Annotated in this window: 11 protein-coding genes; 2 read left to right on the forward strand and 9 right to left on the reverse strand. The window is 54.9% G+C overall.

The genetic code is table 11. From position 1 onward, the window contains the following. Window positions 1-13: 13 nt before the first annotated feature. Entirely contained in the window at window positions 14-712 is a 699-nt protein-coding gene (locus tag PGR29_RS02620) for a CPBP family intramembrane glutamic endopeptidase (protein ID WP_087859490.1), read from the reverse strand. A 177-nt stretch (window positions 713-889) separates the two neighbouring features. Beyond that, window positions 890-1,207, reverse strand: coding sequence for a colicin V family bacteriocin (locus PGR29_RS02625; protein ID WP_042894619.1), 318 nt, complete (start codon window positions 1,205-1,207; stop codon window positions 890-892). A gap of 780 nt (window positions 1,208-1,987) precedes the next feature. Here PGR29_RS02625 and gap point away from each other — a divergent pair. Then, the gene (gene gap, locus PGR29_RS02630) at window positions 1,988-2,986 is read left to right on the forward strand and encodes a type I glyceraldehyde-3-phosphate dehydrogenase (protein ID WP_015366361.1); all 999 of its coding nucleotides are present in this window, start codon (window positions 1,988-1,990) and stop codon (window positions 2,984-2,986) included. A gap of 41 nt (window positions 2,987-3,027) precedes the next feature. On the opposite strand, the gene PGR29_RS02635 is transcribed toward gap, so the two are convergent. The 7 genes from PGR29_RS02635 to PGR29_RS02665 form a co-directional block, all read right to left on the reverse strand. Next, window positions 3,028-3,819 carry a YdcF family protein gene (locus tag PGR29_RS02635; RefSeq protein WP_316424002.1) on the reverse strand — a complete coding sequence of 264 codons (792 nt, stop codon included), beginning with the start codon at window positions 3,817-3,819 and terminating at the stop codon, window positions 3,028-3,030. A 110-nt stretch (window positions 3,820-3,929) separates the two neighbouring features. Next, window positions 3,930-5,366: an amino acid permease gene (locus PGR29_RS02640; protein WP_087859488.1), complete on the reverse strand. Its 1,437-nt coding sequence runs from the start codon at window positions 5,364-5,366 to the stop codon at window positions 3,930-3,932. A gap of 10 nt (window positions 5,367-5,376) precedes the next feature. Then, on the reverse strand, window positions 5,377-6,372 hold the full coding sequence (gene astE / locus PGR29_RS02645; RefSeq protein WP_316424003.1) for a succinylglutamate desuccinylase: 996 nt from the start codon (window positions 6,370-6,372) through the stop codon (window positions 5,377-5,379). 10 nt (window positions 6,373-6,382) lie between these two features. Beyond that, window positions 6,383-7,723 carry an N-succinylarginine dihydrolase gene (astB, locus tag PGR29_RS02650; RefSeq protein WP_087859486.1) on the reverse strand — a complete coding sequence of 447 codons (1,341 nt, stop codon included), beginning with the start codon at window positions 7,721-7,723 and terminating at the stop codon, window positions 6,383-6,385. Window positions 7,724-7,745: 22 nt separating this feature from the next. Continuing rightward, window positions 7,746-9,212, reverse strand: a complete 1,467-nt coding sequence (gene astD, locus PGR29_RS02655; RefSeq protein ID WP_316424004.1) for a succinylglutamate-semialdehyde dehydrogenase — start codon at window positions 9,210-9,212, stop codon at window positions 7,746-7,748. Then, window positions 9,203-10,225, reverse strand: a complete 1,023-nt coding sequence (gene astA, locus PGR29_RS02660; RefSeq protein WP_316424336.1) for an arginine N-succinyltransferase — start codon at window positions 10,223-10,225, stop codon at window positions 9,203-9,205. Before astA ends, astD begins: the two co-directional genes overlap by 10 nt. Window positions 10,226-10,243: 18 nt before the next feature. Further along, window positions 10,244-11,449, reverse strand: coding sequence for a bifunctional succinylornithine transaminase/acetylornithine transaminase (locus PGR29_RS02665; protein ID WP_316424005.1), 1,206 nt, complete (start codon window positions 11,447-11,449; stop codon window positions 10,244-10,246). Between the two features lie 531 nt (window positions 11,450-11,980). Here PGR29_RS02665 and PGR29_RS02670 point away from each other — a divergent pair. Then, a complete protein-coding gene (locus PGR29_RS02670) occupies window positions 11,981-13,255 on the forward strand; it encodes a Glu/Leu/Phe/Val family dehydrogenase (protein WP_015366353.1) in 1,275 nt (424 codons plus the stop codon). The last annotated feature ends 99 nt before the right edge of the window (window positions 13,256-13,354 follow it).

Raw genomic sequence — 13,354 nt, forward strand, 5'->3', positions numbered from 1 at the left:
ATTCCCGCTATGGCTAAGCCTCTCCGGAATACTGGAGGAATGACACATACTGAATACCAATTACGACCGCGTTCATCAGCGCATGAAGAATAATTGGCATCAGTATTCCGCCGGTTTTTATTCTCCCGATAACCAGCATCAGCGAAACCAGAAATAATATCAGGAACGATCGCCAGTCTATGTACTGTAAATGACAGGCTGAAAATACAACAGACACAGCGACAGCCGCCGCATAATTGTTATTCCCGAGCCAGTATTTAAACACACTGAAAAGACAGCCGCGGAAGACCATCTCTTCATAAACAGGAACCAATAGAATCATCACAATGGCATTTAGCCAGAATACATGCCCATCCAGTCGCATCTGTGAAGCTGACCAGTTTTCAGTCTGATAGCCTGCAGTGACAAAAGGCAACAGAAATTGGATCAACAGAATACACAGGAAAAGTATAATAAAAATGCCGAAACGAAAATTCCCTCTCCCCATGCCCTCGCGTTTGTAGAAATAGAGATAATAAAGGGGGGCAATTGCCAGAAACTCCAGTCCGAAAAGTAGTGGATAGAGATATCCCGTTATCATAAGGTCTTTGCTGCCCTCGAAAAAAAGCGGCAAACATGTGATGCCAAAAAATAGCGCAAACATGGCAAAACAGCCGGTTACGGCTTTGTTTCTTGCAATATTGTACTCGCGGTTATATCCGTCAACGTTCATTTTTTATTCCATCGGCGCCAAAAGGCGTGGACGACTCCCACTCGACTGACAAACTTTAATTATGGCTAGTTTTAAAGGTTAAGAGATGGAAGAGCTGATAACATGCTCTTCCATACGCTAACAGCTATCCTTATTCGCTTTTAGACTGGTTTATACCCGTACGCCAATCAGCATCTGTCAGTAACAAATATCATTGAGGTTATTCGGACTCCAGTAGCATTCTCTGCCTGCTGCTGCATTCCACGCTTCGGATGGAAGGTTAGCTGGTTTTTGTTTGAGCGTTCCGCCCAAACCAGATGGGGACATCGCTGGGTCCGGTGTTTTTGTTGCAGCCCAGTCATAAACCTGTCCCCCTGCGATCCCACCGGTTATGGCACCAGGAGTTCCGCCTACAAATGTGCCAGCTCCAGCGCCGATTCCCTGAGCAATTTCCCGCCCAATATCCCCCCCTGCACCGGAGACCATACCCAACTGTTTATTTGTCAGCTCTTTCATCTTTCATATTCCTTATGTAATTCAATAGCCAAAAATAAGCATTGCTCAGAAAATATATACATCCAACGGCAAACACAGGCAGCAGTGCTCTGGGTGCCGATAAAATATCTGCATCATCAACAAAACATCGCACAACGAGAAAACAGAATATAAGATAGAAAAGAGAATACTCCCGGCAAGGATAATATCTTTAAACACCCGCATTATGATTTACCCTGCAGATTTTCCTTCCCGCATTTCATGCCAGCAGGATGGGATTTCGGCATGATTTTTAAATTTTTAAGCTATGGGTTGATAATTATTCCTCAGGCAGCAATCCATTTTCTATTCATCCCTGTATTATTCCTAATGCAAGGTTACATTAATATGACCAGATGTCAATGAATGATATTCATTCTCATTATCAATATTGTGCTGAACCACCGCTATAGTTATCAATACAGCCTCGATGTAGCTATATCCTTCTGCGCTTTTTCTAATTTCTGTTATTGTGATGTAGATCATATTTACCACTCAACGCCGCATGAAATAGCGAACAATGGTAGGCACTCTTTTTGTTGTACTGTCGCGGTAAGAACATTGGAACCACCTCCGACCCGGCGTTATACTTCCTTCGCACCATCTAGCTCCACGTGACAGTTACCGAAAACGCTTCAGGCAGGTAACTTAGCAATAGAAACACCTCAGGTGAACTGCTAAGCCACTGAAAGGTAGGATTTACTCTTCCCGCTCTGCCTGAAGAAGTTTTAACGTATCAACTTCACCACCAGGAGAATATCCATGAGCAAACTTGGGATTAATGGATTTGGTCGTATAGGACGTTTAGTACTTCGCCGCCTGTTAGAAGTAAATAGCCCGCTGGAGGTCGTGGCCATCAACGATCTCACCTCACCGAAAGTCTTAGCCTACCTGCTTAAACATGACTCTAACTACGGTCCTTTCCCATGGAGCGTTGATTTTACAGAAGATGCGCTGATCGTTAATGGTAAAAAAATCACCGTTTATGCGGAAAAAGAGGCTCAGCATATTCCGTGGAAAGCCGCAGGCGCTGAGGTGATTGTTGAATGTACCGGTTTCTATACGTCGGCGGAAAAATCGCAGGCGCATCTGACCGCCGGCGCGAAAAAAGTATTGATATCCGCCCCTGCCGGCGAGATGAAAACCATCGTTTATCACGTCAACGACGACACCATGAGCCCGGATGACACCATCATCTCGGTTGCATCCTGCACCACCAACTGCCTGGCGCCAATGGCTAAAGTGCTGAACGATGCCTTCGGCATTACCGTGGGCACCATGACCACTATTCACGCTTATACCGGGACGCAATCTCTGGTCGACGGGCCGCGCGGCAAAGACCTGCGCGCCTCGCGAGCGGCGGCGGAAAACATTATTCCGCACACCACCGGGGCGGCAAAAGCCATCGGTCTGGTGATCCCGGAACTCAGCGGGAAACTGAAAGGTCACGCCCAGCGCGTGCCGACTAAAACCGGCTCAGTGACGGAACTGGTTTCCGTATTGGCGAAGAAAGTCACCGCTGAAGAGGTTAATCAGGCCATGAAAAATGCGGCGGCGAACAATGAATCTTTTGGCTACACCGAAGAAGAAATTGTCTCCTCCGACATTATCGGCAGCCATTTCGGCTCAATCTATGATGCGACTCAACTGGAGATCATGGAGGCCGGCGGCGTACAGCTCGTGAAAACCGTGGCCTGGTACGATAACGAGTACGGCTTTGTTACCCAGCTTGTCCGCGTACTGGATAAATTCGCGAAGTAAACTCAGAACCAGCGGATAGCTGCGGCTATCCGCCTTGCTCCCTACCCCAGCGTTCTGGCGTTCAGCGCCTCGCTCAATAGCGTATCTTCACGCAAGCATTGCCACGCCGCGCTAACATCGCGTGGGAAATCGACGTGGGTAATAAACCCTTTACCGTTGGGGCCATAACCCTGCGCGTTATCCAGCAGACGCGGCAGCTCGCCAAGCAGCAGCGCCAGATAACGCCCCACTGGCCACAATCCACTATCGTCTCCGTTGAATCTCAGGCCAGCAGCGCTGTTTTCAAGCCGCGGCGAACAACCGGGATAGCTCCACCACTGCGGCTTCGCCGGTGCCTCCTGCCAGACGCGGGCAAACGTCGCCATCGTCCGACGCTGCATGGTCGGATCCTGAATCACCACGCCAGAGGAATGATCCAACCCACGCTCTTCCAATAACCGGCGGGTAAACCACGCGTTTTCGCCGCAGTTGGTTGAACGGTCTTCCACCACGATGCGATCGCGCGGTATTTGCCAGAAACGTTCGGCGATATCCGCCAGGATATGCGATTCCGGACGCCCCTCTACCTGCAGCGCCTGATAGTGCGGATGCTTTCGTACGACGTCGTATAGAAAGGTCGTCGAATGACCAATACCGCCGCTTATCAATAGTGGAATCTGCCTCTGTGCCGCGAGCCGACAGGCGGCGTCAATGGTCGGGATCACCGCGTTACCGGCCAACACCGCAATCTGCGGCTGCGCATTCTGCGGCAAATCATCCTGCGCCAACCAGTCGCCGATGAGATTGGCCGCCGCTAACGTGTCGTGTGAAAGCGCCGGGAAATGCTCTGTCATACCCTTTCCTTCTTCTGTCCTGATCCAACAATGAAGTGTCGGGCGACATCATAAACCGCGCTATGGCAAAAAAGAAAATCCGGCAGCCACGCTTCAGCTGCCGGGTATCATCAGGCACTGGCGTTATCCAATGCCAGTTGCCCTTCGCGCTTCTGTTTCACTTTCCAGAAGCACCATAGCGCAATAAACCACACCGGCGAAGCTATCAGCGCCAGCAGCGTATCCGGGTCGAAAATCATAATGAAGATTGAGAAGGCGAAAAACAGCAGGCTCAGCCAGCACATCACTACTCCCGCCGGCATTTTGAATTTCGACCGCGCGTGCAGGTCCGGACGTTTATGACGATACACCAGGTACGCCACGAGGATCATACCCCAGCTGAAAACCACCATGATCGCCGCCAACGTTGAAACGATGGTGAACAACGTCATCACGTTTGGCACCAGGAACAGCAGTAACGTACCGCTCAGCATGCAGAAGCAGGAGAACAGCAGGCTACGTACCGGAATGCGGGTATTACGTGAGAGTATACGGAACTGCCAGTGCGCATGTTTTTCCACCGACAGACCGTACAGCATGCGGGTACTGGAATAAACGCCGCTGTTCGCCGACGACATGGCCGACGTCAAGGCGACAAAGTTAATTACCGCGGCGGCGGCAGGTAGCCCGGCCTTGGCGAACAGGGTCACGAACGGACTGGCATCCGGCGAGACGCCAGGCCATGAAGCCACGGCAATAATGACCACCATCGACAGCAGATAGAAAATAATGATGCGCAGCGGCAGCGCGTTAATCGCCTTCGGCAGGATGCGCTCAGGATCGCGCGTTTCCGCCGTCATGGTGCCGAGCAGCTCAATACCGGTGAAGGAGAAAATCGCTATCTGGAAACCGGCGAAGAAACCGGTCACGCCGTGGGGCATAAAGGCCGTCGGGTCGGTAATATGACCTAACGAAGCCTTCACGCCATCCGGCGAAGTCCAGCCAATAGCAATCATCCACGCGCCGGTCAAAATCAGCGCGATAATGGTGATGACCTTAATCAGCGCAAACCAGAATTCGGCCTCGCCGAACATCTTTACCGACAACAGATTAAACAAGAACAGGATCCCAAGCGTACTCAGCGCGGGCATCCACGCCGACATCTCCGGGAACCAGTACTGCATATAGCTACCGCAAACCACCACGTCGGCGATACAGGTCACCACCCAGCTAAGCCAGTAGGTCCAACCCAGATAGAAACTGGCCTGCGGGCCAAGATAGTCGCCGACGAAATCCGCAAACGAACGGTAATCCAGGCGGGTCAGCAACAGCTCCCCCATCGCCCGCATCACCATATAGGTAAAGAAACCTACCAGTAGATAGATAAGCAGAATGGATGTTCCGGCGACGGCGATGTTTCTGCCCGCCCCCATAAACAGTCCAGTACCAATAGCGCCGCCCAGCGCAATCATCTGAATGTGCCGGGCGCCAAGGCCGCGTTTGAGCTGCGACGGGCACTCCCCGTCGGCGGCAGGATGAACCTGCCCCTCGCGTTGATGTTCAGTCATGTTGATTCCTTCAAGCAGGCATGGAAAGGCTTGGCGCGGTAGCGGTCAGCAGCAGCCCGGCGCGTTGACCGGCGGCGACGCCCGCATTCGGAAACAGGATGTAGGGGGCGTCGGCATTGACCACCCAGGTTTTCTGTGCCTGACGGGCGATTTCATAGCCTGCCGGCAGCGCGGTAAAGTTTTCGATTTTCGGGTCGAGATTCAGGGTAAAACCGTTCTCGCCCTTGATGATGCTCTGCTGCACCACAAAGTATTCGACCGGCGCTTTGCTACGCGGCGGCATGATGCCATCGGCGATCAGCGCGCCGATAGCCAGTTCGGTGGCGGCAAACAAGCGCAGATCATTTTCACCGAATGGCATCACCTTCCCCAGTTCCAGCGTGGCGCTTTGCGCGCCGAACTTCTCGCTGGTGAAGTGGGTAAAGGTGCCGCCCGGTTCGGTATGGCGCACGATGGCATCCATACCGCTGGCCTGCAACAGCTGATAAAAATCTGCGCTGTAGTCGCCATCATGAGCGGGCAGCAGCGCAAACTGCCGATATTTCGACCCGCGAATGGCGGTATGCAGATCGAGATGCGTGCGCGACACCTTGCCGTGGACATCGGCGCTACGGAAGAAGGCCTGTACGGCCATCTCCAGTTCAAAAGCGCGACGCGACTCGTTCCCGGGCATCGCCGCCAGATGGCGGCCGCCAAACAGCCGGTTGAGATCGTTATGCAGATAGCGACGGCCGGCGCGAATGGCGGGCAAATTGCCGAACACCACCAGTAGCGCCTGGGTCAGCGGCTGTTCGCCATGGCTTAACCCCTGCAGGATCTGCAGCAACATTTCAATCGGCGCGGTTTCGTTACCGTGCACCCCGGCAGAAAGCACCGTCGCCTGTCGCCATGACGTTTTTGGCAGCAGTTGCAGAATGCCATCGCCTAACCAACTGGCTTCGATAGTCGGCGGAAAGGTCCATGTCTGCAGTTTACAATGCAGTAAATCGTTGACGTTTTGTTCCATTCCCGGCCCCTTATCGCTGGAAGTCATAAATCGCGCCCAGATGTAAAATCTGCGTCAGCTCGTCCAGCGCCTGATAAACCTCGCGCAGCAGCTGCGGGTCGGCGAGGTCGCTGGCATGCAGGCGATCGCGATAATGCTTTTCAACCCACGCGGTCAGTTGCTGGTATCGTTCGTCATTCATCAGGCTGTGAGCGTTGACCGCCGCACGCTCAGCGTCATTAAGCACCACCCGCAGACGTAAACAGGCCGGGCCGCCGCCGTTGCGCATGCTTTCACGTAGATCGAATGCCGCCACTTCATCGATAGGCGATGCGCTATCGGCGGCGAGAGCAGAGAGATAACGCCAGACGTTTTCACGCTGACGGCACTCTTCCGGCACCACAATCAACATTTTGCCATCGGCTTTGCTGAGTAACTGGCTGTTGAACAGATAAGAGGCCACCGCGTCATCGAGGCTAACCTGCTCGTCAGGGACTTCAACGCTGGTGAATGGAATATTCAGACTGGCGTTGCTCTCCTTCAGCGTCGCCAGCACCTCCCGCTGCTGCAGGAAGGCGTGCTGATGATGGAACAGCACGTGGCGGTTGCTGACGGCGATAACATCATTGTGGAATACACCATGGTCGATAGCCTGCGGATTTTGCTGAGCGAATACGGTGTACTGCGGGTCGAGCTGATGCAGACGCGCCACCGCTTCGCTGGCCTCCAGCGTCTGGCGCGCGGGGTATTTAGCTGGCGCAATGCCGCCGCTGGCGCGCTTACCATAGACAAAAAACTGCACGCCCTGGCGGTCATAATCCCCACAGAAACGGTTATGGTTCGCCGCCCCTTCATCACCTAAATCGCCATGCTGCGGCAGCGCCGCGTGATGCGCGAAGTAGCGTTCATCGGCGAAGGTCGCCCTGAGGATGGCCGAGGTGATCGGCGCCTCCTGCATGCGGTGCAGCTTATTGTTGAGGTTCGCCACCGTAAAATGCACTTTTCCATCAGCGCTATCGGCCGACGGCGACACGGTGGCGGCGTTGGCGGTCCACATCGAGGAAGCGGAGCTAAAGGCCGACAATAGCTGCGGGGCCTCTTTAGCTGCACGCTGGATCACCTGCTCGTCGCTACCCTGAAAACCAATACTGCGCAGCATCGTCATATTTGGCCGCGGCTGCGGCGGCAGAATGCCCTGTACAAAGCCACGATCGGCCAGGGTCTTCATCTTATAAAGTCCCTGCAGCGCCGCCTTCTTCGGGTTAGATAAACCGTCGCGGTTGTTTTGTGACGCTTCGTTGCCTACCGACAACCCGGCGTAGTGGTGCGTTGGCCCCACCAGGCCGTCAAAATTCGCTTCAAATCCAGACATAGTGTCCTCACAAAAACGGTTATCAGAATGGCAGACCTGGCGACGTCGCCGCCGGCAGCGTCAGCGTTTCGCTGACCAGAGAAGCCATCGGCCAGGCGCAATAATCGGCGGCATACCACGCCGAAGCGCGATGGTTGCCGGAGGCGCCGACACCGCCGAATGGCGCTTTGCTGGAGGCCCCGGTGAGCGGTTTATTCCAGTTAACGATCCCGGCGCGCGCTTCGTCGGCCAGCTTGTCGAACAGCGCCGGGTCGGCGGAAATCAGCCCCACCGCCAGGCCGTAGCGGGTGTTATTGGCGATCGCGATCGCCTCATCGAACCGGTCGTAACGAATCACGGTCAGCAGCGGGCCGAAGTACTCTTCATCCGGTACCGTAATCCCGGTAACGTCGATAATCCCCGGCGTTAACACGGTAGAGTGAGGATCCGGCTGACTCATGCGCAGCAGCACTTTGCCGCCCAGCGCTTCCAGCTTCGCCTGCGCCGCCAGCATGCCCTGCGCGGCGCTTTGCGAAATCACCCCGCCCATAAACGGCTGCGGTTCGGCGTTCCATTTACCTGCGCGAATCTGCCGGCTGGCATCAATCAGTTGTTCAACAAGCGCATCGCCCTGTTCACCGCGCGGTACCAGTAAACGACGCGCGCAGGTGCAGCGCTGCCCGGCGGAGATAAAGGCCGATTGAATAATCACGTTCAGCGCCGCAACGCTATCGACAACGTCGGCCACGATCAGCGAATTATTGCCGCCCATCTCCAGCGCCAACATTTTCTCCGGCTGGCCGCCGAGGTAGCGGTGGAAATGGAAGCCAGCGGCGGCGCTCCCGGTAAACAGCACCCCGTCGATATCGCGGTTTTCCAGCAGGGCCTGGCCGGTATCTTTCGCCCCCTGCACCAGGTTTAGCACCCCATCAGGGATCCCAGCCTGCTGCCATAGCTGAACGGTGAGTTCCGCGGTCGCCGGCGTCAATTCGCTCGGTTTAAATACCACGGTGTTACCGGCGATCAGCGCCGGGATAATATGGCCGTTCGGCAGATGCCCCGGGAAGTTGTAAGGGCCAAACACCGCCATCACGCCGTGCGGCTTATGGCGCAGCAGCGCTTTGCCGTCCGGCAGAGCGGACTCACGATAACCGGTACGTTCGGCGTAGGCATCAATAGAAATCCCGGCCTTGCCGATCATCGCCTGTACTTCGGTGCGGGTTTCCCACAGCGGCTTGCTGGTTTCACGGGAAATTAACGTCGCCAGCGCCTCTTTATTCTCTTCCAGCAGCGCCGCGAAACGTTGAACCACGGCAATGCGGTCGCTTAATGGACGATGCGACCAGCCATAAAACGCCTCGCGCGCGGCGGCGCATGCGGCCTGCACGTCGGCTGCGCCCGCACTTTGCGACTGCCATAAAACGGACTGGTCTTCCGGCGCCAGCTTAGTTAACGGCGCGCCTGCGCCCTGCTGCCACTTACCTGCTATAAAATGTGCGTTTACCGCCATGATCTGTTTTCCTCTGGGTTGAGTGTCACCGCGTGAACCCGGTCGGTGGCATTGACCTGCAGGGCGTCCAGCGCCTGCTGATCGAGCGCTCCCGGCGTCTCTTGCGCAATCAGTACCGCGCGGAAGTTTTCAAACTGTCCATTCGCGACGATGGTTGGCGTCGTCTGCGGCGTCATGAGTTGCAGCGCCGGCAGCGAATAGCTCTCTCTGATGGCACGAATATTATCGGTTTCAGCTTCCAGTACCGGGCCGGCATCGAAGATGTCGACGGACCCGCGCCAGCTAAACCCTTCTTTTTCCAGAATAGCCCGCGCCGGCGCGGTGTTGGCATGAACCTGTCCTATTACCTCGCGGGCATCATCCGGCAGCAGCGAGATGTAAATCGGGTAAGCCGGCATCAGTTCGGCGATAAAGGTTTTCATCCCCGTCCCGGTAAGACGGTCGGCATCGGCGAAGGGAATATCGAAAAAGTGGTGCCCTAACGCATCCCAGAATGGTGAATTCCCCTGCTCGTCGCTGCGCCCGCGCAGCTCGGCGAACAGATGCCGTGAAAACCACTCGCGGAACGCGGCAATAAAGACAAACCGCGCTTTGGAAAGCAGCAGGCCATTGCGGTTCTTCTGGTACTCCGGGTCAAGAAACAGGGTACAGAGTTCGCTGTGACCGGTATGGTCGTAACTTAAATTGAGCAATTCCTGATGCTTATAAACCCCAAGCTCTTTAGATGCCCGTACCGTCTTCTGAATACGAAAATTGTAGAACGGTTCGTCGAGCCCCACCGCGACCTCAATGGCGCTAACGCCGACAACCCGGCTCAGTTCGGTATCTTCCAGAACAAACAGAAACCCCTGTTCGCCGCGCGTCAGCTTGCCGGCAAAGGTTTCTACGCTGCGTTTAATCCGTGCGGCAAGGCGCACGGCATCATTCGGCAGCGATGTCATTCCCACGCCCGCCCGGGAGGCCAGGCGAACAATATCATCGAGGTCGTTTTCCCGTACGGGACGAAATAACATCATAGGCCGTCTCCCGGATTAGCTGATTAAGCGGGCGACGGCGCGCTCAAGGCGCATGAAGGCTTCATCAATATCCGCCAGGGGAATATTGAGCGCAGGGGCGAAACGCAGGACGTCCGGCCCGGCTATCAGCGCGATCAGTCCCTCTTCCGCCGCCAGATTGGTCAGCGCCTTGGCTTTTCCTCGCAGATGACTTGCCAGTTCGGCGCCAATTAGCAGCCCCATCCCGCGTACGGCGCTGAAGACATCATATTTAGCGTTCAGCGCATTGAGTTTATCGACAATAAGGGTATGGCGTTCGCCCACGCCCGCCAGCAGCGCGCTATCCATTTGCGCGAGCACGCTATTAGCGACGGTCGCCGCCAGCGGGTTGCCGCCGAAAGTCGTGCCGTGGGTACCCGGCTGGAACACTTGCGCCCAGGCCTCTTTCGCCAGCATCGCGCCAATTGGGAAGCCGCCGCCCAGCCCTTTTGCGCTGGTGAGAATATCCGGAACTACGTTGTAGTGCTGGTAAGCATACAGTTGGCCGGTACGCCCGGCGCCGGTCTGCACTTCATCAAAAATCAGCGTTGCTTCATGCTCGTCGCACAGCTCGCGCAGTGCCTGCAGGAACTGCGGATCCGCCGGCATGACGCCGCCTTCGCCGATAATCGGCTCGACGATAACTGCGCAGGTGCGGGAAGAGAACGCCGCTTTCACCGCGTCGATGTCGTTATACGGCAGATGGGTGATGTCCTGCGGTAATGGCGCATAGTCGCTGGAGTATTTCGGCTGCCCCCCTACGGTCACGGTAAACAGAGTGCGGCCATGGAAGGAGTTCTTAAAGGCGATGATTTCGCTCTTATCGGCGCCGAATTTGTCGTGTGCATACTTGCGCGCCAGCTTCAACGCGGCTTCATTGGCTTCAGCACCAGAATTACAGAAGAAGATTTTATCGGCGAAGGTTGACTCCACCAGGGTTTTCGCCAGCTGCAGCACCGGTTCGTTGGTATAGCCGTTGCCGATGTGCCACAGCCTATCCAGCTGCGCTTTCAGCGCGTTAGCCAGCGCCGGATTCGCATGACCCAGCGCGTTAACCGCAATGCCACCAGCCACGTCAATGTACTCTTTACCCTGCTGGTCCCAGACGCGTGAGCCTGTCGCTTTCACCGGGATAAACGGCGCGGGAGCGAAACACGGGACCATATAAGCATCAAAATCTTCGCGAGTGATACTGCCTGACATAACAATTCTCCGGAACGAGGATCGGCGGCATAAATTGGCCAATCGTGAATAGTCGAATTTAACCATTTCCCTTTAGCCGTTTTCAGGGCGCACACGCCCCGCTGCGATGACAAATATTTTCACCACAACTGAAATAAGCCATTTTATTTGTATGGGTATATGTTAATTCACAGTTAATACCTTGTGTATTGCGTGAGCTAATGCTGGGCCCTGACACGCAACAAAGTCAATACAACCTCGAATCATTTTATTCACTTTTAGAGGATCATCAAGATAATGAAAAATATGAAAAAATTATTTCCATATTCACTTATCTGCATAAAATATGCATATTGATGCATGACATGCAGGCGCCTGGCCGTGCTTATTTATTCAAATGCAACCCCAAAAAACTAACAAAAATGTAAAATTCGGAATAGCCGTCAAATACTGGTTTATAAAATTGGTGATAACATTCATCACACAGATTTTACTGCTGTACCTATTCCACGGTTTTACACGACACAAATAACATTGAGATACAGGACTCTTATGGAAAAGTTATCTTACGCATCTGAAAGTAGTACATCTCCATGGACCACTTACCTGCGCCAGATCGACCGCGTCGCGCCGTATCTGGGCGACCTCGCCTACTGGGTGGAAACTCTACGTCACCCGAAACGCGCGCTGATCGTTGATATTCCCGTGCAGATGGATGATGGCACCATCCGCCATTTCGAAGGCTATCGCGTACAGCACAATCTATCGCGTGGACCGGGTAAAGGTGGTGTTCGCTACCATCCGGATGTCGATCTTAACGAGGTAATGGCGCTTTCTGCCTGGATGACCATTAAGTGCGCCGCGGTCAATATTCCTTACGGCGGAGCCAAAGGCGGCATCCGCGTCGACCCGTTCTCACTGTCTGAAGGCGAGCTGGAACGTCTGACTCGTCGCTATACCAGCGAAATCGGCATTATCATTGGGCCACAGAAAGATATCCCGGCGCCGGACGTTGGCACCAACGGTAAAGTGATGGCGTGGATGATGGACACCTACTCCATGAATCACGGCACCACTATCACCGGCGTGGTTACCGGTAAGCCGATTCATCTCGGCGGTTCGCTGGGTCGTGAAAAAGCCACCGGCCGCGGCGTCTTCGTCACCGGTCGTGAAGTGGCTCGTCGTAACGGTATCGAAATCGAAGGCGCGAAAGTCGCACTGCAAGGTTTTGGTAACGTTGGCAGCGAAGCCGCTCGTCTGTTCGCCGACGTTGGCGCGCGTATTGTCGTTATCCAGGATCACACCGCGACCCTGTTCAACGAAGGCGGTATCGACATGCAGGCGCTGACCGCATGGCAGGCCGAGAACAAGAAGATTGCTGGTTTCCCAGGCGCGCGTGAAATCGCCAAAGAAGATTTCTGGACCACCGAGATGGATATCCTGATCCCGGCGGCGCTGGAAGGCCAAATCACCCGTGAGCGCGCGGAAAAAATCAGCTGTAAGCTGATCCTCGAAGGCGCCAACGGCCCAACCTACCCGGACGCCGACGACGTGCTGGCCGACCGCGGGGTGATCGTGGTTCCGGACGTTATCTGTAACGCCGGCGGCGTGACCGTCAGCTACTTCGAATGGGTACAGGACATGGCGAGCTTCTTCTGGAGTGAAGAAGAGATCAACGCCAAGATGGACCGTATCATGACCGATGCTATCGTTCACGTCTGCGATAAAGCCGCCGAGAAAGCGTGTTCTCTGCGTACCGCGGCCTACATCGTCGCCTGTGAGCGCATCCTGCTGGCACGTAAAGATCGCGGCATCTACCCGGGCTAATGTCCGGTTAATCCAGATACTAAACCCGGGTTCGCCCGGGTTTTTTTATTTTTTCTCCACGTGCCAGCCGGCCTTTTCCACAAAAAACGCACATTGCGT

Origin of the sequence: Klebsiella sp. 141203 (assembly GCF_032601985.1) — a bacterium.
Taxonomy (GTDB): Bacteria; Pseudomonadota; Gammaproteobacteria; order Enterobacterales; family Enterobacteriaceae; genus Klebsiella; species Klebsiella aerogenes.

What these genes read in the sequence shown, in the direction of transcription:
- PGR29_RS02640 (WP_087859488.1), bottom strand. Translation starts at nt 5,366, where the DNA reads ATGACTGAACATCAACGCGAGGGGCAGGTTCATCCTGCCGCCGACGGG.
- astA (WP_316424336.1), bottom strand. Translation starts at nt 10,225, where the DNA reads ATGTTATTTCGTCCCGTACGGGAAAACGACCTCGATGATATTGTTCGC.
- PGR29_RS02620 (WP_087859490.1), bottom strand. Translation starts at nt 712, where the DNA reads ATGAACGTTGACGGATATAACCGCGAGTACAATATTGCAAGAAACAAA.
- astE (WP_316424003.1), bottom strand. Translation starts at nt 6,372, where the DNA reads ATGGAACAAAACGTCAACGATTTACTGCATTGTAAACTGCAGACATGG.
- PGR29_RS02665 (WP_316424005.1), bottom strand. Translation starts at nt 11,449, where the DNA reads ATGTCAGGCAGTATCACTCGCGAAGATTTTGATGCTTATATGGTCCCG.
- gap (WP_015366361.1), top strand. Translation starts at nt 1,988, where the DNA reads ATGAGCAAACTTGGGATTAATGGATTTGGTCGTATAGGACGTTTAGTA.
- PGR29_RS02625 (WP_042894619.1), bottom strand. Translation starts at nt 1,207, where the DNA reads ATGAAAGAGCTGACAAATAAACAGTTGGGTATGGTCTCCGGTGCAGGG.
- astD (WP_316424004.1), bottom strand. Translation starts at nt 9,212, where the DNA reads ATGGCGGTAAACGCACATTTTATAGCAGGTAAGTGGCAGCAGGGCGCA.
- astB (WP_087859486.1), bottom strand. Translation starts at nt 7,723, where the DNA reads ATGTCTGGATTTGAAGCGAATTTTGACGGCCTGGTGGGGCCAACGCAC.
- PGR29_RS02635 (WP_316424002.1), bottom strand. Translation starts at nt 3,819, where the DNA reads ATGACAGAGCATTTCCCGGCGCTTTCACACGACACGTTAGCGGCGGCC.
- PGR29_RS02670 (WP_015366353.1), top strand. Translation starts at nt 11,981, where the DNA reads ATGGAAAAGTTATCTTACGCATCTGAAAGTAGTACATCTCCATGGACC.